A 16,574-nucleotide genomic window follows, 5' to 3' on the forward strand; every position below is an offset into this window, starting at 1 on the left:
CGCCGCGACCCGTTTGCCGGAGAAGATCGAATGTTTCACCCTGATATCTTGCGCAATGGCCGGGGATTTCCCCGGTCGCGGTCCGAACATTTCTTCAAAAAGGGTCGCCGCGTGTTTCCGACCGGGATCACGCGGGTCACGGTGGATCACGAGCCCAGCCCGCTTTATATTTCGCGCGGGGAGGGAGCCTACCTCATCGATGTCGACGGCAATCGCCTCCTCGACCTGAATAATAATTTCACGACGCTGATACACGGCCACGGCTTCCTTCCTGTTGCCGACGCAATCGCAGATCTACTTCATCGCGGAACGTGCTTCTCCAACCCGACTGAGCACGAGATCACTCTGGCCGAGCTGTTGATCGAGCGCATTCCGGCGATCGAACATATTCGCTTCGTCAACAGCGGGACCGAGGCTGTGATGTTTGCGATAAAGGCCGCTCGCGCTTTCACCTGCCGGCCAGGCATCGCACGGATCGAAGGTGCCTATCACGGCGCTTACGACTGGGCGGAAACAGGTCAAGCGGTGTCGCCGGCTATATGGAACGACCCGTTGATGTCTCCGGCCGTACCGGCCTATCGCGGAATGCCGCCTTCGGTGATGGACGAGGTAACGGTTATCCGCTTCAATGACATCGCGGATCTGGAGCGCCGAATTGCTTCGGCTGCCCCTTCACTGGCCTGTATCCTGATCGATCCTATGCCGAGCCGCGCCGGGCTGATAGCGCCTGAGCCGAGCTTTTTTGCCGCTGTCGAGGCGATCGCGAAGCAATACGGGATTCTCATCGTGGCCGATGAGGTCCTTAATCTGCGGCAGTCATATATGGGGGCGTCGGCCCGCTATGGTCTCCACCCCGATTTGGTCGCCGCGGGCAAAATCATCGGCGGAGGCTTTCCCGTCGGGGCGATCGGCGGGCGCAAGGACGTGATGCGGGTGTTCGCAAGCGACAGCGGAAAGCCGCTACTGCCGCAGGGCGGCACGTTTTCGGCAAACCCCGTGTCGATGGTCGCAGGCCGGGTCGCCATGGAGGCGATGACGGATGGCGCTTTCGCTTCACTCGAGAGCCTCGGCGACCGTATCCGGGCTGGGCTTCGAAAGGAAATCGACCGCCACGGCGCAGCCTTCAGCGTGACGGGGGCGGCGTCCTTATTTCGCATCCATCCGAAGGGAAAGCAGCCAAGGGACTTCCGCGAAGCGTATCTCGGGCCGGAAGAGGCCGAGTTGATGGGGCGCCTCTCCAGACATTTCCTCAATTGCGGCATCCTGCTTCCCAACGGTGCTGCGGCGTGCCTTTCGACGGCAATGACGGTTGCTGACGGTGACGCCGTCATCTCAGCCTTTGCAGACTTCCTTTCAATCCTTGAAGCAACTCCAACCGAAGCAGGCATGTGACCATGGCAACTGATCATCTAACCGTCGCTGAGCGGATCGCTCTCTCCCTCAAGAGGCACGACGTCACCCACATCTTTGCTCAGAGCTTGCCTTCGGCGGTTATCCTCGCCGCCGAAGCAATTGGCATCCGTCAAGTCGCGTACCGTCAGGAAAACATGGGAGGGACTATGGCCGATGGCTATGCGCGCCTATCCGGCAAGGTCGGTGTGGTAGCAGCGCAGAATGGGCCTGCCGCAACGCTTCTCGTTCCGCCCCTGGCCGAGGCGCTGAAGGCTAGCGTTCCGCTCGTTGCTCTCGTCCAGGATGTCGAAAGAGATCAGGCTGACCGCAATGCATTCCAGGAGCTCGATCATCTTACCCTATTCCAATCTTGTACGAAGTGGGTGCGAAAGGTGCTGGTTGCGGAGCGCATCGACGATTACGTCGATGCTGCCTTCACGGCAGCCGCATCGGGCCGGCCAGGACCGGCAGCTCTCCTGCTCCCCGCCGACCTCTTGCGGGAGCAGATAGCTCCTTCGCTCTTTCGTCGTGAGGCTGTGCTTGGCCACTGGCCACTCGATCGGTTGCGTCCGCGCGATAGCGACATCGAGCGCGCAGCCTCGATGATCGCCACGGCCCACGCACCCATTGTCATCGCCGGAGGAGGCGTCCATGCAAGCCGTGCCGCCGACGAGCTTTCGGGGCTACAGAACGAAGCCTCGCTTCCCGTGCTGACAACCAATATGGGAAAGGGCGCGGTCGACGAATACCACCCGCTGTCAGCCGGCGTTCTCGGCGCTCTCGTCGGGCCAAGATCGCTTGGACGCCACACACTTGCGCTTGTCGAAGAGGCCGATCTCGTCATTTTGGTCGGGACACGAACCAATCAGAATGGCACTGACAGTTGGCGCCAAATTCCCCGGTCCGCGTCAGTCATCCACATCGACGTCGATCCCACCGAAATCGGGCGGACCTACGAAGCGGTGAGATTGGCAGGCGATGCGGCCGAAACCATCAGCGCGCTTCGAAGCGCGCTTGCCCGAGCCGATCTGTCGTACCGCGGGTCGCAGCGCGATAAGTTGACGGCTCGGATCGCTGGATTCTGGCGCTCGTTTGACCTGGAGCGCCAATCTGTTGCTCGTTCAGAGAAAAGTCCGATCCGTCCCGAGCGGGTCATGCACGACCTGCAGCAAGTGCTGACGGCAGATACGACCGTTGTTTCCGATGCGAGCTATTCTTCGATGTGGATAGCCGGCCAGTTGCGGGCTCTTTCCCCCGGTATGCGCTTCCTGTCGCCGCGCGGCCTTGCTGGACTCGGGTGGGGCTTACCGCTTGCGCTCGGCGCAAAAGCGGCGAAGCCGGACAAGCCAGTTGTCACCATCGTGGGGGATGGCGGCTTCGCGCATAGCTGGGCGGAGTTGGAGACTATGGTGCGGAGCAAGCTTTCCGTACTCATTATCGTTTTGAACAACGGTATCCTCGGCTTCCAACGTGACGCTGAAACTGTCAAGTTCGGCAGCTTCACGACTGCTTGCAGCTTCGCCGATGTCGATCATCGGCGGATTGCAGAGGCTTGCGGCTGCCCGGCAGTCCGCATCTCCGATCCCGCGGATCTTCCTCGATACCTCGAGCGCGGCCTGCGTGAAGAAGGTCCCTTGCTGATCGAGATAATAACAGATGCGGCCGCCCATCCGCCCCTTTCGCTGTTTGCTGCAATGGATCAAGCGGCATGAGCCCTGGTTGCATCCCACGTGTTGCGGTCGTCAGCGGTGGCACGACCGGGATCGGTCTTGCCACTGCGTTTCGTCTGCTTAGGGCCGGTCATCGGGTTGCCGTCTTCAGCCATGGCGAAGCAAGCGTCATCGCCGCAGGCGCCGCGCTTGCCGAGGCTTTCGAGCCAGAGCGCTCGCTGGTGAGAAAGGTCGATCTCCGCGAACCGGCGGCAGTCAATTCCTTTTTCGGCGAGGTCGCCCGTGTCTTGGGCGCACCTGGGATCCTCGTCTGCAACGCGGGGATCTCGCCGAAAGGTCCCGACGGCCCTCGTCACGTCGCTGACCTTACCCTTGAAGAGTGGAACGACGTGCTCGCCGTCAACCTGACAGGGACGATGTTGTGCTGCCGGGCCGCTCTGCCTGCCATGAAGGAAAACGGCTATGGACGCGTCATATTCGTTGGGTCTCTTGCCGGCCGGACGAGACCGCAGATCGCCGGCGCAAGCTATGCGACATCCAAAGCCGCACTTTCGGGACTATCCCGCGTGCTGCTCTCTCAATATGGCTCGTACGGCATAACATCGAATGTCGTGGCGCCAGGTCGCATCCTGACCCCACTGACAGGATCCCCGCAAAGCAAGACCAACATCGACGCGCTCGCCCGTATTCCGGCCGGTCGGCTCGGTGCTCCGGACGATGTCGCTGCCGTGATCGCGTTCTTGGCATCAGAGGATGCCGGGTTCGTCAATGGAGCCATCATAGATGTCAACGGCGGCGAGTTCGCACCGAGTTGAGGCTTGCCGCCTCATCAAGCGACAAAAGGGCGGTCGACATGCCTCCGATCATTCTCATTTGCTCGCAGGACGCCGAGCTTTATCTGCTCCTCACGCACATTTTGCATAGCGAGGGCTTTCAGGCTCGTCTTGCTGTCAGTGACGACGATGTCGTGGACGCCTGCACATCAGCAGAGGTTTCCGCCGTCGTCCTGGATTGTGCAGGCTGGCCGAGTGACATTGCGCCCTTGTGTGCGCTCTTGAAGGATTCAGGACTTCCTGTGGGAGCACTTGTTGGCGAGGACACGCGTGCCCAGCACTTACAATTGATCAAGGCCGGGCTCGACGAAGGCATCACACGTCCTTTGTCGCCTTCAAAGCTTCTCGCCTTTCTCCACGGCATAAGCGCGCGGTCGGAGGCTTCGACTCTGCCAAACTTTGCTGCCGCCGCCGACATTGTCTTTGGTCCGCACGCCGTCGTGGTTTCAGGCAAGAGAATAGCTCTTGCGCCTATCGAGATGAGAATACTTAGATTCCTATTCGAAAAACAGGGGCAGATCAGTACCCGCGAGCAACTCATCGAAGGCGTTTGGCCCGATCCACACGCTGTAGAAAGCCGCACGGTTGACGTGCATATTGGCCGGCTGCGAAAAGCGTTTGCAGGACTCCGCAATCTGAGGATTCGCACCGCATACGGGGCGGGTTACGCTCTCGAGACCACCATTGACCTCCGGATGTCTTAGCCTCTGACGGGCGACAGCGACACAGGCGACTGGACCGCCTGCGGATATAAAGGCGGGGTCCCAAAAGGATCAGCGATAAGAAGGAGCCGTCGGTATCGGCACGAGTTTTGTGCTCCCCCGGAAAGCCGACATCAATCTGTCCCGCCGTATAGGCGATGTGGGCGATCTGAGGATCGGTCGGCTTGGCATCGACCGCATCGAAGCCGTGCCCAGTGAGACCGCCATCAGAGTGGCGCCGAGAATTCGTTTCAACATGACCTGTCTCCCTTGTGTCGTGACTGAATGCCTTCCCGCGGCAACACTGATTTGCCTTCGGAAGCGAGCATTGGATGCAGCTCGGACGAAAAGGTTCCCGGAGATTTCGGACCCAGAGAAACAGCTTGCCATCGGCGTTGCTACCGATGCATCAGTCTTTGTCGACGAAGCGCTGAAGAACGATAGCGTGATTGTGGTCCACGTCTTTCGCAGCGTAGAGAAGCGTCGTGTCCGCTTGCTGGATCTGGCGTTTCAGCTCCTCGACGACGGAGGGATTCTTCTCCAACTCGTCCCGATACCGGCGCTGGAACTCGGTCCACTTGGCGGGGTCGTGGCCAAACCATCGGCGCAGCGCCGGGCTTGGCGCGATATCCTTCAACCAGATGTCGACGGCTGCATCCTGCTTGCTCAACCCGCGCGGCCATAGCCGGTCGACCAGAATGCGCATGCCGTCTTTGTCGTCTTCTGGGTCGTAGATTCGTTTGATGCGCAAGGCCATTTGTCCACCCGTCATACATTCGAAAGCCATTCTCGACCGAATACGCGTGACAGGGTTTTGGTTCCAGACTGGAGCCTGAGGAACGGGTGTTGGAACCTGTTCAAACCGCATCCATCGCACTCAACTTCAGCAGTATGGTTGCCAATTAGCCACACCTGCCAGCCTCCGAACTGTCATAATTGATTTTTCGCGTGCAACTGGTATTGCTCGGTCGTACACCGCTGATATTTTCCGATTCTCTCAATATTGCCAAAAGGATACTTGATGCGAAAGTTGGCGCCGCTCGTCCTTGTCGCAGCTCTTAGTGCCTGCGCCCGGCCATCGGATGGCCCAACCGCCGGTGGTTTCTATAATGCCACTGCCCCTCAAAGTAACGAGCGGATCCCGGTGGTCAGGCTCTCTGAAGCGCCGATGGGTCCGGTTGCGGCCACCCCGCTTGCCTATGCGGCCACAGATCCCGGGCTCAGCCTTATGCGCTCGAGCGGTTTTGCCGATACGAGGCTACGGCGCGGCGACGTTATCGAGGTCACGATCCTCGACACCGGCGAAGAGGGACTTTTCTCTTCAACCCAAAGCAAGACCCTCAATCTCGGCCGGTTCACCGTCGATTCCACGGGCAACGTGACCCTTCCCTTCGTCGGCAAACAGCGCGTGGTGGATTCCTCGACCGAGGCGCTGCAGTCGCGCATCGTCACCGGCTTGAAGGGGTCGGCGGTCAATCCGCAGGCCGTCGTCACCGTGGTCGACAGGCCCTCCAGCGGTATCACCGTCAATGGCGACGTGCGTGCCGCCGGTCGCTTCCCGCTCACCGCACGCAAGGAGCGTGTGCTCGATGCGGTCGCACTTGCCGGCGGCGCATCGTCTGCTCCGGGCTCTGCGACCGTCACGCTTATGCGCGGCAAGCAGCGCGCCACCGTGCCGCTTCAGCGCGTCATCGATGACAACAAGCAGAATGTCTACCTGCTGCCCGACGACCAGATCTATATCGACAAGGATTCACCCACCTTCACCGCTTTCGGCGCCTTCAAGAGTGTCGGCGAGTTCGAGTTCGAGCCGGGCAGGCTGACGCTTGCCCAGGCGCTGGGGCGAGCTGGCGGCCTGCTCGACGATCGTGCCGATGCGCGTAATTTCTATGTGCTGCGCAACCAGCCGGTCTATACGCAGGTTTCTGCCGCAAACGCCAAGAACGCCGTGCCGGCTGTGGTGAGCACCAAGCCGGTAATCTACCGCGTCAATCTGAAGGACGTTTCCAATCTGGCGCTGATGCAGCGGTTCCAGATGATGGATGGCGATATCATCTACGCCAGCAATGCCAGCCTGGTAGACTTTGCCAAGCTCTTCAACGTGTATCAGAAGAGTGTGCCGACGGCCGCAGCACCGATCCCCGGATCGAGCGGCAATTAAGCATCAACAGGACGTTTTGCGGAGCCGTCGAGCAGATGCAAGGCGGCTCTTGCATTTTCGGGCCTGGCTTGCGGATCCTGTTGGGACAGGCGGTTCGCCAATGCCTTCAGAGCTTCGGATCCGTCGCTCTCCTCGTTGCAATGATTGAGCAGCGAGGACAGAAGACACCCGGCTGCGTAGAGATCGGATCGTTCGTCGAGCCGTTGACCGGCCATCTGTTCGGGGGATGCGAAATCCGGCTGGCCGGCAAAGGCAAGATCGAATTGGCTATGCCGGCATCCGCGCTCAAGCGCGATGCCGAAATCGGCGATCTTCAAACGGGAGAGATCGCCGTCGGCGAGAAGGTTGAGCGGCGACAGGTCGCAATGCACGAATCCTGCAGCATGGATGGCCTCCAGGCATGAAAGCACCGATGTCATGACTGAGGTGATCTCGCCGAGGGATAGTGGCCTTTCCTGCAAAAGCTCCGCAAGCCGGCTGCCGATCCATTCCGTTACCAGGGCAGGGCGCCCGTCGGCAAGGCGCAGAACGGTCTGCGTCGCGGCAATGTGGGGATGGCGGAGCGCCATGCCGATTTCCGCTTCGCGCAGCATCAGTTTCCTGAGGACAGGATCGTCGGCGTGGTCGGGCTTGGGCATCTTGATGGCATGAAGCGTTCCGAGATCGCGATGGCGGGCGCGATAGACCTGGGTGGCCGCGCCGTCATGGATCAGCGCCTCGAGCATAAAGCTGTTGGCCACGATCTGGCAATCCGCATCGCGGAGCCGGGCTTCGCCCCGATCAAGCGCGTCCCGGACGCGGTCTACCAGGATTTTTCGGGTCTCGGGTGAACCGTGATTCAACGCCTGCCAGAGATGCGAAAAACGTCGGGCGATCTCTTCGAAATCCGCGGGATGATCATCCATCATCGGTCTTCACATCGATCACGATCGCGCTGATGTTTTCGCGGCAATTGGCAATCAGCCCCTCCTGGACGAGAATATCGGCCGCGTTTTCGATTTTTGCGGAAATGAGGATTTCGGCGATACTCCGCTCGGGGACGACGCTTGGCAGTGGCGCGCTGCAGAGCAGCAGCCTGTCGCCGGGCTGCAATTCGCCGGAACGGACTTCGGGGATGAGATGTCCGCGCATGCCGATGGCGCGCGAAAGCGTGCGCCGCAGGCCGATCTCCACGTGATCGCGGGTAAGGCAGCGCATCATGCCGTCGCGCAGAAGATAGCAGCGGGCGTCACCCACCCAGAGCAGGGCGCAGCTCTCACGAAGCGTGGCCAACACGACGATGCTCGCGGCCGACGGTTCGCGATTAGAAGAAAGATGGGCCGATTGAAGCAGGCCGTGGGCTCGGCCGAGCTTGCCTTTGATGTCCTGCACCAGAGCTTCGATTGACTGCTGGTTGCCGGTTTCAGCCAGCATATGGACGGCGATCTTGCCGACCTCGGCAGCGCTGCTGCCGTCGCCGATGCCATCGGCGACGGCAAAGAGCGAAGGCGTTTCCGAAACGAGCAGCGCATCGGCGTTGACGCTCAGCCGTGTGCCGGCATGCGTGGCATGGCTGTGGTGGATCACCAGCGCACGATGCGGTTCGGCGATAACAGGGCCTGGTGTCTCGGCCGTTTCGGGTTGCGGCCGTGCCGAAGCCGCGGGGGAATTGTCGTGCAGCAGCTTCGGAAAATCCTCGGGGTCCGGGGCGCCGCCGACACGAAACCCCTTGGCGCGCCGATCCTCGGGGCTGATCCGCCACCAGAGCGTGCCACGGCCGGAAGCATTGTCTTGCAGCGTCTCGTTTTCTGCGAGGTCGGCTGGGCGCAGGGTCCGCAGTCGCTTCAGGCTCGCGGTGAAGTGATTGATGTCGAAATCCCGCTTGGCCGAGCTTTCGGCGATCGCTTCGGCGGCCGTGAACCAGGTATCGTCGAGGTAGAGCTGGCGTGGATGCTCGGCAAAGCCGTGAAGCTGGGCGGCGATCACAAGCGGAAAACTTCGCCCGACGCGGTCGAGGCTCGGATGCAGAACGCCGGCAATGGTGGCCGGGCCCCAAAGACCGCGTTCGACGATAAAACGCCATGCCGGCATCATGCGAAACCGGCGTTCCCAATCCTCGCCGAGTTCCCGCTGCGCCGCTTGCAGCCCCGACTGCAGCCAGGCGTCGAGCGCGGCCTGCAGGTGGCGGCTCAGTCCCGTCGAAACGAAATCGCCGTGGCTCGGCAATTTGCCGAAGAAGCCGATCCTGTCGGCTTCGGTTTGGCTTCGGTCCAGGGTGGCGCGCTCGTTCATGGCGGACCCGTCAGAATTGCGCCGGGCATGAGAAGGCGCCGAGCGCCTCCAGCCGGAATGGATTGAGCACCGAACCGAACTGCACGTCGAACTCCGCCGCCTGGCCGTTCTGCTGGAATTTTGCCCGGAAGAGGTCGTCGCCTTGTATGGCGAGATCGGCATCGTCGAAGAGCCGGAAGGGCGACCAGTCGCCGTTCTCCGTCAGCGCCTGCTGCCAGCCGCCCGGCTGGAAGGCGAGGCGCGAGACGTTGCTGGCGTCCGTCGACGGCCAGGTGATCGATTTCGATTGGATCGGCCCGTGGAAATAGACCACGCGTTCGCCCTCGATCTCCAGCATCACGGCGCTGGCCGCCTCGGTCAGCGATACCGGTTTGACGTTGATTGAAATCGACGGGTTCTCGCTACCGGCCGGGAAGAAGGCGCGGTTGATCTTGTCGGCATTCTCGAACTGGGCGATCGCCGCACTCGAAATGCTCGCTGCGCCGAATGTGCCTTTCCAGCCCCATGGCGAGGCGCTGGTGTCGACGAAGGCTTCGAGCTTTTCCTTGAAGAAGGTTTTGAACAGCCCCTCCGGTCCGAAGAGCCTGATGAAATCGCTCATCGCCACGTCGCGCGGAGATTTGCGGTCGAAGGGATAACGACCGGCGACGACATTCGAGCAGAAGCCCGCGCCTTCGGCAGCCCAGGCGTCGCTGATGCGGGATCGGGCGGATTTGACCGCCAGCGATCCGACATCCGCAGCCAGCCCCGCCATCCAGCTATCGACCGGCGCCGGCAGCTTGCGGGCCTGCTGCAGCAGGTCCTGGTTGGCGTCGGTGAGCTGGCTGTCGACGTCGAAGACTTTCGCGACTTCGGCGGTCGACGTCGTGGCGCGCGAAAGCTGCTCCTGGACCCTCTGCAGGATCGGCTCGAGCTGCCCGATCTCCGATCGCGGCGCATCCTTCGGCTGGTCGTCCGGCAACGACTGGCCGGCCGGCGCCTTCAGCGCTTCGCGAAGACGGCCGAAGGGATCGGGCGCATTCGCTGCGCTGGCAAGCGCCGTGGTCGAGGCCGGCAGGTTGTCGCCGGCGGCCGAGGCGATTTCCGCCCCGGGCGCGCGCAGATCGGTGGCGGCGACGATCGATTTGGTGATCGTCTCGACCGGACCCGGCTTGCCCGCCAGGACGCGGGTGGTTTCCGCCGCATCGCTAATCGTCTGGGAGGGCTTCACCCTGATATCGGTGAGGATCGTCGACCAGCGCTGCTCGAAAGCGTCGAAGTAAAGCTGAAGCGTCGCTTGGGCGATCGTGTCGACCGTGACGCCGGCAGGATTGGGATCGCCGCGGACCCATTGCTCGTCGAGCGCCTCGCGTGCGGCGTCGGTGATCCCGGGCAGAACGACGGTGCGATAGCCGGTCGCGGAGAAGAGGCCGGCAATGCCTTCGTTGAGCGGCGCCTTCGATTTCCGCTCGAAAGCCTGTTCGCCGAGCGGCCCCAGCGCGCCTGCCGGGCTCCAGGCGGGAAGCGCGCGGGACTCGCGATATTCCGCCAGGATGTCATAGGCGCGGTTGGCGATGTTCTGCGAACGGATGACCTCGCGCGCCTTGGCGATCAGCGCCTTGTCCAGCTCGATCTGTGGCAGCGCGCCGCGCGCCATGACATCAGCATGGGCGATCAGCGCCTGCCGGGCCGTGGCCCTGCCTTCGTCTGGATAGAGCCTCGTGAACATGTCTTCTGCTTCCAGCGCGGCAAAGTCCGCATTCACCGGGCCGAGGCCGCCGAGCATGCCGTAGAGCTTCAACGCGTCGAAGGTTCGGGTGACATCTGTGGTCTCGGTCATCTCCTTCTGGAGCTGCACCAGCATGCGCGGCAGGAGCAGCGTGTTCAGCGCCCGCTGATAGGCCTCGCGCTGCCGGCTGGCGACCTTGCCTTCCTGGTCGAGGCCGAGGCTTATCGGCCAGACGCGGGTCTTCGAGAAGTCGGTGGTGACGGCGGCGAGATTGTCGAGCGCCGGCAGGACGCGCAGGAAATCCACATCCGAAACGTCGCGAACCGGCACGCCACGCACCAGTTGTTCGTAGGCATCTATGCGTCTTTCCGCGCCGGCCAGCGCCGTGGTGTTCTGGATGTAGGTGGCCGTCCAGCTCGTCAGCACCACGGCAAGCAGCAGGACCGTGGCGGCATAGGCTGCGCGGCGGAAGAGCAATTGCCGCCCCGAAAGCCGCTTGTCGCGGGCGACCAGCGAGGCCTCGCCGAAGATCACCTCCTTGAAGAGGCGCGAGAGGAAATAGCTGCGCCGCATGCGGGGCACAGTGACCGTCTCCTCCCGCTGGGTGCCGGAGGCGAAATAAATGCCGCGCAGCAGCGGCGCCTCCACCAGCTTCGAACCCGAGCAAAGCTCGGTGACGACCTCGTGCAGACGCTCTTTCAAAGAGGTGAGCTCGGCCGGAAAGCGGAAGATGCGGCCGCGCAATTCCGGATTGGGCTCCTGCTGCAGGCGTTCGATCAGCATGGTATCGACGCGCTGCTGCAGCAGGGTGAATTCCTCCATGAAGCGTTCCGGCAGATTTGCCGCCTTATAGCTCTCGTCGAGCCCGAAGGTTGTGCCCCAGACCTGTTCGCGGTCGCTTTTGTTGAAACCGTCGAAGAACTCCACGAAGCCGGTCAGCAGATCGGCCTTGGTCAGCAGCAGATAGACCGGCACGCGCGCGTGTAGGAGTTCATCGAGTTCGGAAAGCCGCTGGCGGATCGCCCTGATCTCCTCGCGCTGCGCTTCCGGATCGCGCGTCAGGAGATCGCCGATCGACAGCGTCACCAGCGTGCCGTTGATCGGCTGCGAACGCCGGTACTTGCGCAGCAGGCCGAGAAATCCTTCCCAGCCGGCTTTGGCGGTGCCGTTCAGATCGTCCTGTGTCGTATAGCGGCCGGCTGTATCGATGAGGATGGCCTCGTCGGTGAACCACCAATTGCAGTTGCGCGTACCGCCGATCCCTTGCACTGAATTGCCGCCGAGCGCATCGCCGAGCGGGAATTTGAGACCGGAATTGGAGAGCGCCGTCGTCTTGCCGGAGCCTGGCGCACCGAAGATGACGTACCACGGCAGCTCGTAGATATAGCCGAAGCGCTTCTTGGTGATGCGGCGGAGCAGTTGCAGCGCTTCCTTGAGCCGACCGTGGATCTCGCCGACCTCAGCCTGCTGGCTGGCCGCGGCTTCGGCTTCCGCGTCCCGCTCGATACCGTCGACGAGCTGCTTGTCGCGGCGGCGGTCGCGGATGGTCGTGAAGACAAGATAAGCGAGCCAGGCGGCGAGGATGATGCCGATCAGCATCAGCCGCGCGCTGGTGCTCGCCAGCGGCTTGAAATCGCCATAAGCGGCGAGATAGCCGTAGAACCAGATGACGACACAGATTGCCGCCACCCAGATGATCGAGATGAAGCGACGGCCGATGAGGCCGGCATAGGCCTCCACATAGGAGCGGAGCGTATAGAAATAACTGAGCGGGTTCATCGCGAAGCACCTCCTGCGGCGGGCGCCGTCGGTTCATCCGGCATTTCGGCCTGACGCGGTGTCGTCAAACCCGCATCGTTCAACCGCTCGCTCGGATCGGTCAGGACCAGGATCTCGGTGCGGCGGTTCATCTCCCGGCCCTCCGGCGTCTCGTTGGCGGCAATCGGATCGGTGTCGGCACGCCCCTCGGTCAGGATCGCGCCCGGACCGGTGAATGAACTAAGGATTTCGCCGACCGCCTTGGCGCGGGCTTCGGAAAGGTGCCAGTTGGAGGGGAACTGAACTGTGCGGATCGGCACATTGTCGGTATAACCCACCACTACGGCGCGGAAGTTCTCTGCGGCCAGCGCACCGCCGATCCGCTGGAGCAGATCGTGGAATTTCTGGCTGACCTCCGCACTGCCGGTGGCAAACAGGCCGGAATTGCTGATCCGCACCAGCAGCCTGCCATTCGAATCCGAAAGTGTGACGAGCTTCTTCTCGACCTCCGGCTGCAGGAAGGCGAGCAGATTGTCGAGCCGGCTCGGCGGTCTCACTTGCTGCGGCGGCGGCGGTGGTGGCGGCGTTTCGGCGACGACGACGGGCGGTGGCTGCCGAGGCGGCTCCGGAATCTTGACCAATACGCTTGGCATATCGCGCGGCGGCAGCCTGGCAAGCCGCTCGAACGTTCCGTCGGAGGCGCGATTGAGCGAGAGCGTGAAGAACATGTAGCCGAGTGCCAGGATCAGCGTCAGAAGGGAAAGAAGCGTCCAGATCGCGGCCGCGGTGCGCAACGGCTGATGCCGGGCCGAAACGCCCTTCCAGTGCGGAGAAAGCTCTCGTTCGAAGACGCCGTACTGGCCAAGCAACGTCTTGTAAAGGCCGTCGCGGATGCGGCCGAGCTCCAGCCCGCCGCGCGGTGAAACGCGGGTGCGGCCCTCGAAGGCAAGTGACAGGCAGAGATAGATGAGGAGAAGCAGGTCCTTGTTGGCGCCGGGGCTCTGGTGGAAATGGTCGAGCAGGTCGAACACCCGTTCGCCGCCGGTCACGTCCATATGGAAGGTGGAAACGAGCCCCGAGCGGGCCCAGCCGGCACGAACGCCCCAGGCCTTGCTGAGCACGACATCGTCGACCGTCGCACAGACGACGTAATGGGCGGCGCGCGCTCGTTCGGGGCTGATGCGGGCGCTCGCCAGATCGCGTTCGTAGCGGCCGACGGCTTCGATCGCCACCTGGCGCAGTTCGTCGATCTCGGGCTGTTCTTCCGTGTAGCGCAGGGCATGGGCGAGGTTGAGGAGCGGTGCGGCCGAGCGCACCAGCGTCGGCACGTCTTCGGCCCCGAAGCGAAAATCCCGGACGAGCGTTTCGACGGACGCTGCGCCCTTCGGAAGCGATCCCGCCGGCGCCTTTCCGCCCTCGCTTTCGGGAAAGTCGAGGACGTCATCCAGCATCTCCGCCATCTTGCGAGCGGATTGCTTTTTCCTAGTGCCGTCCTCGGTAAATTCGACAATGGTCGGCAGGTTCTGCCACGTGGAGGCGGGTTCGTTCTTCATTCTCTAAGGGCCCACAGTTCTATTTCGAGCCCGGGAAAATCGCCGGCGAGATGCACGGCGATGGCGCCCGAAGTGTCGAGTTGTTTCCAAAGCGGGTTCTTGGTGTCGAGTTCGAAATAGATGGTGCCGGAGCGATAGGGGAGCTGGCGTGGCAACACCGGCAGCGGCCGGACGGGAATGCCCGGCAGCGCGACGTTGACGAGGTCGGCGATGCGCTCGACCGGGCCGATCTTGATCTGCGCCGGCAGCTTGCGGCGCACGTCTTCGGCCGGCATCTCGGCCCGGACCGCCAGCACGAAGCCGGCATCTCTCAGCAGCGAACGGTCGTTGATCGTGCCGATCCTGACGCCATGCCGGCGTTCGGCAAGCTCGATCGCCACCGCCGCCTGTTCGAGCACCGACGACAGCGAGGCGCGCAGATCGTCGAAGACGGCCGCAAACGTCGCCTTGAGGTCGTCGTGGCGGTAAGGTGGGAAGTCGCTCGCGCGTTTGCGGTCGGTCGTGAAGGTGGCGAGCTCGCCGGCAAGCTGGATGCAGGTCTCGTAAAAGACCATGGGGTGGATCCGCGTCGCATTCGCCGAAATGTGTTTCAGCATCGGATCCGCGCGGTTGAGCATCTGTAAGAGCAGGTAGTCGCCGACTTCTGCCGTTCCTCGAATGGTGGGATCGCCGATCCGCTCGGCGATGGCCTCGGCGCGGTGGCGCACGATGCCGAGCAGCTCGGTGATCAGCTCGCCCAACCGTGCAGCAGCCGTACAGTTGAGGCTCGGCACGATATAGTCCGGATCGAGGATCACCGCCCTGTCTGAACGCACTTCGATGATGCGGGCAAGTCCGATGAGCTCGTAGCCGGCGAGTTCATCACCGGTCCTCAGATAACGCAGGCTGAGGCGGCCGACATCGATCGGCGCCATGAAGTCGGTCTCGACGTTGGCATCCGGCGCTTCATAGGGCGAAGCGACGAGCCGGACGCTGTTGCGCGCGGCACCGCCGTTCAACGCCACGTCGGCCTTGCCCGGCTGGCGGGAAGGAAGTGCGAGATAGACGACAGCATTCTTGGTGTTCTCGTCGAGATCGAGCGGCGGCGGCAGGTCGGTATCAACAGGGGCTTCAAACGGCGTCCCGTCGGGCAATACGCCGCGCAGGTTCGACAGCGCGAATTGGCCGATCGCGAGTGCGCCGCGGTCGATGCCGATTTCCGCCACCCCCCAGGGATAGGGCGACAGGCCGTGCGTCGCGGTGCGCACGAGCCGCTCGGTCCAGCGGTCCGCCTGCTGGAAATGCTGCACGCGAAGGAACATGCCTTCGCTCCAGGCCACCCGGTTTTCATTCCTCATGATGCGCGTCTTTTCCTTCCTGCCTGTCTTGCGGACGAGGCCCTGCCTGCGTGCCGTTTACCGCGCCCGTCATCGCGTCGCGGAAAACGTCATGGATCGACCGGCTCTTGCCGTCCTGTTCGAATTGCGCCCGGTAAGCCCGCCAATAGGCCCGGTCCCGGCGCCAGGGCAGGCGCCAGGCGCCCGTCTCCACCCGCGCCTCAAGGATGCGCGGCTCCAGTCGGCCTGCTGTCTGAACCAGAGCCTCAAGCGCCGAGTTGAGGTTGAGCTGTTGTCCGATCAGGGTTTCGATGCGGGCAAGAAGCGCTTCCTCCCTGCTGCTGTCGGCAAGGAAGTCCGGCTCGCTGGTGGCGGATGGCGCACTCATCTCGAAAACGGCATAGCTATTCTGGACAGCCTCCTCGAGCCGAGCGAGCAGCGGCTCCAGGCGATCGGCGAAGGCTTCGGGCCGGCCGATCGTCAGCGTCGGAAACTCCTCGGGCTCCGGCTCCGGCTGTGGATCGTTGTCGTTGACGATCTCGATCAGTGGCGCCGGCTGGCGTTGAGCGATGGGCACGGAAACATGGGTGGCGGAACCGTGTTCCAGGTGGCTGCCGTATTCGGTCTCCTCCGAATTCCAGTCCTCCGGCAGAAGCTGGATGACTGAGCGCATCTCCGGAGGGCCGCTCCAGCCGATCTCGACATTGCGGGATGAGGCCGCTCCCTTTTTCCCGACCTTTTCGGGAAGGCCCCAATCATCGACCGCACGCTCGCCAAGGATGCCGTTTGCGGTATGACCGCCCGGAGCGATATCGGCCAGGATTGCGGAGATGGTCAGCGGTTCGTCGCTCAGCACGAGAGCGGCATCAGGATCCTCGATCTCGCGGTCTTTCTCGCCCGATATGTGGACGGAAAAGGCAAGTCCGCCCATCTCCAGCCGCGACCTGTCGGCAAGCCGCACGACCTGGCCTTCATGCACGGCGACGCCGTCGACGCGGGAACCGTTCGCGCTCTGGTCGCGCAGCAGGAAGCCTTCGCGGTCGCGCTCGATGATGCAATGGAGCTTCGAAACGGAGCGCCGATCCTCCGGCAGTCGCCAGTCGCAATCCGGTGCCCGGCCGAGCGTTCGCCGGCCGCGTTCGAAGAACCATTTCGACTGGCCTGATGGCGCCCTCGCGTCACTGGTGATCTCTTTCAGTTCAAGCCGCATC

General features: G+C 62.7%; 12 protein-coding genes and 1 pseudogene. 5 read left to right on the forward strand and 8 right to left on the reverse strand.

The annotated features are described in order from the left end of the window. Nucleotides 1-30 precede the first annotated feature (30 nt). From CUJ84_RS27830 to CUJ84_RS27845, 4 genes are read left to right on the forward strand one after another with little or no spacing between them, the layout of a single operon-like run. Nucleotides 31-1,392 (forward strand): aspartate aminotransferase family protein, encoded by a 1,362-nt coding sequence (locus CUJ84_RS27830; protein ID WP_105008855.1) that lies wholly within the window; start codon nucleotides 31-33, stop codon nucleotides 1,390-1,392. Nucleotides 1,393-1,394: 2 nt separating this feature from the next. Further along, entirely contained in the window at nucleotides 1,395-3,104 is a 1,710-nt protein-coding gene (locus tag CUJ84_RS27835) for an acetolactate synthase catalytic subunit (protein ID WP_105008856.1), read from the forward strand. After that, complete coding sequence (gene fabG, locus CUJ84_RS27840; protein ID WP_105008857.1) at nucleotides 3,101-3,877, forward strand: 3-oxoacyl-ACP reductase FabG; 777 nt, start codon at nucleotides 3,101-3,103, stop codon at nucleotides 3,875-3,877. The genes CUJ84_RS27835 and fabG overlap by 4 nt, the downstream gene beginning before the upstream one ends. Nucleotides 3,878-3,915: 38 nt before the next feature. Beyond that, nucleotides 3,916-4,599 carry a response regulator transcription factor gene (locus tag CUJ84_RS27845; protein ID WP_105009199.1) on the forward strand — a complete coding sequence of 228 codons (684 nt, stop codon included), beginning with the start codon at nucleotides 3,916-3,918 and terminating at the stop codon, nucleotides 4,597-4,599. A gap of 127 nt (nucleotides 4,600-4,726) precedes the next feature. Here the strand turns inward: CUJ84_RS27845 and CUJ84_RS39415 are convergent. Then, nucleotides 4,727-4,854 (reverse strand): annotated as a pseudogene (locus CUJ84_RS39415) (DUF4142 domain-containing protein); the annotation flags it as partial. A 151-nt stretch (nucleotides 4,855-5,005) separates the two neighbouring features. After that, nucleotides 5,006-5,353, reverse strand: coding sequence for a DUF488 domain-containing protein (locus CUJ84_RS27850; protein WP_105008858.1), 348 nt, complete (start codon nucleotides 5,351-5,353; stop codon nucleotides 5,006-5,008). Nucleotides 5,354-5,617: 264 nt separating this feature from the next. Here CUJ84_RS27850 and CUJ84_RS27855 point away from each other — a divergent pair, with 264 nt between their 5' ends. After that, on the forward strand, nucleotides 5,618-6,757 hold the full coding sequence (locus CUJ84_RS27855; RefSeq protein ID WP_105008859.1) for a polysaccharide biosynthesis/export family protein: 1,140 nt from the start codon (nucleotides 5,618-5,620) through the stop codon (nucleotides 6,755-6,757). On the opposite strand, the gene CUJ84_RS27860 is transcribed toward CUJ84_RS27855, so the two are convergent. The 6 genes from CUJ84_RS27860 to CUJ84_RS27885 are packed head-to-tail and all read right to left on the reverse strand — an operon-like array spanning nucleotide 6,754 to nucleotide 16,573. Beyond that, entirely contained in the window at nucleotides 6,754-7,662 is a 909-nt protein-coding gene (locus CUJ84_RS27860; protein ID WP_245457577.1) for a serine/threonine-protein kinase, read from the reverse strand. The genes CUJ84_RS27855 and CUJ84_RS27860 overlap by 4 nt on opposite strands. Then, nucleotides 7,655-9,028: a type VI secretion system-associated protein TagF gene (gene tagF, locus CUJ84_RS27865; protein WP_105008861.1), complete on the reverse strand. Its 1,374-nt coding sequence runs from the start codon at nucleotides 9,026-9,028 to the stop codon at nucleotides 7,655-7,657. Before tagF ends, CUJ84_RS27860 begins: the two co-directional genes overlap by 8 nt. A 10-nt stretch (nucleotides 9,029-9,038) precedes the next feature. After that, nucleotides 9,039-12,515 carry a type VI secretion system membrane subunit TssM gene (tssM, locus tag CUJ84_RS27870; protein WP_105008862.1) on the reverse strand — a complete coding sequence of 1,159 codons (3,477 nt, stop codon included), beginning with the start codon at nucleotides 12,513-12,515 and terminating at the stop codon, nucleotides 9,039-9,041. Then, nucleotides 12,512-14,047 carry a type VI secretion system protein TssL, long form gene (tssL, locus tag CUJ84_RS27875; protein ID WP_105008863.1) on the reverse strand — a complete coding sequence of 512 codons (1,536 nt, stop codon included), beginning with the start codon at nucleotides 14,045-14,047 and terminating at the stop codon, nucleotides 12,512-12,514. The genes tssM and tssL overlap by 4 nt, the downstream gene beginning before the upstream one ends. Then, complete coding sequence (tssK, locus tag CUJ84_RS27880) at nucleotides 14,044-15,384, reverse strand: type VI secretion system baseplate subunit TssK (RefSeq protein ID WP_105008864.1); 1,341 nt, start codon at nucleotides 15,382-15,384, stop codon at nucleotides 14,044-14,046. The genes tssL and tssK overlap by 4 nt, the downstream gene beginning before the upstream one ends. Then, entirely contained in the window at nucleotides 15,374-16,573 is a 1,200-nt protein-coding gene (locus CUJ84_RS27885; RefSeq protein ID WP_105008865.1) for a type VI secretion system-associated FHA domain protein, read from the reverse strand. Before CUJ84_RS27885 ends, tssK begins: the two co-directional genes overlap by 11 nt. Nucleotide 16,574: the final 1 nt, after the last annotated feature.

It is taken from the genome of Rhizobium leguminosarum, from assembly GCF_002953715.1.
GTDB lineage: Bacteria > Pseudomonadota > Alphaproteobacteria > Rhizobiales > Rhizobiaceae > Rhizobium > Rhizobium leguminosarum_V.

Bases quoted from the DNA above. Each gene is read 5' to 3' on its own strand.
- CUJ84_RS27830 (WP_105008855.1), top strand. From the start codon at position 31: ATGTTTCACCCTGATATCTTGCGCAATGGCCGGGGATTTCCCCGGTCG.
- CUJ84_RS27835 (WP_105008856.1), top strand. From the start codon at position 1,395: ATGGCAACTGATCATCTAACCGTCGCTGAGCGGATCGCTCTCTCCCTC.
- fabG (WP_105008857.1), top strand. From the start codon at position 3,101: ATGAGCCCTGGTTGCATCCCACGTGTTGCGGTCGTCAGCGGTGGCACG.
- CUJ84_RS27845 (WP_105009199.1), top strand. From the start codon at position 3,916: ATGCCTCCGATCATTCTCATTTGCTCGCAGGACGCCGAGCTTTATCTG.
- CUJ84_RS27850 (WP_105008858.1), bottom strand. From the start codon at position 5,353: ATGGCCTTGCGCATCAAACGAATCTACGACCCAGAAGACGACAAAGAC.
- CUJ84_RS27855 (WP_105008859.1), top strand. From the start codon at position 5,618: ATGCGAAAGTTGGCGCCGCTCGTCCTTGTCGCAGCTCTTAGTGCCTGC.
- CUJ84_RS27860 (WP_245457577.1), bottom strand. From the start codon at position 7,662: ATGGATGATCATCCCGCGGATTTCGAAGAGATCGCCCGACGTTTTTCG.
- tagF (WP_105008861.1), bottom strand. From the start codon at position 9,028: ATGAACGAGCGCGCCACCCTGGACCGAAGCCAAACCGAAGCCGACAGG.
- tssM (WP_105008862.1), bottom strand. From the start codon at position 12,515: ATGAACCCGCTCAGTTATTTCTATACGCTCCGCTCCTATGTGGAGGCC.
- tssL (WP_105008863.1), bottom strand. From the start codon at position 14,047: ATGAAGAACGAACCCGCCTCCACGTGGCAGAACCTGCCGACCATTGTC.
- tssK (WP_105008864.1), bottom strand. From the start codon at position 15,384: ATGAGGAATGAAAACCGGGTGGCCTGGAGCGAAGGCATGTTCCTTCGC.
- CUJ84_RS27885 (WP_105008865.1), bottom strand. From the start codon at position 16,573: ATGCGGCTTGAACTGAAAGAGATCACCAGTGACGCGAGGGCGCCATCA.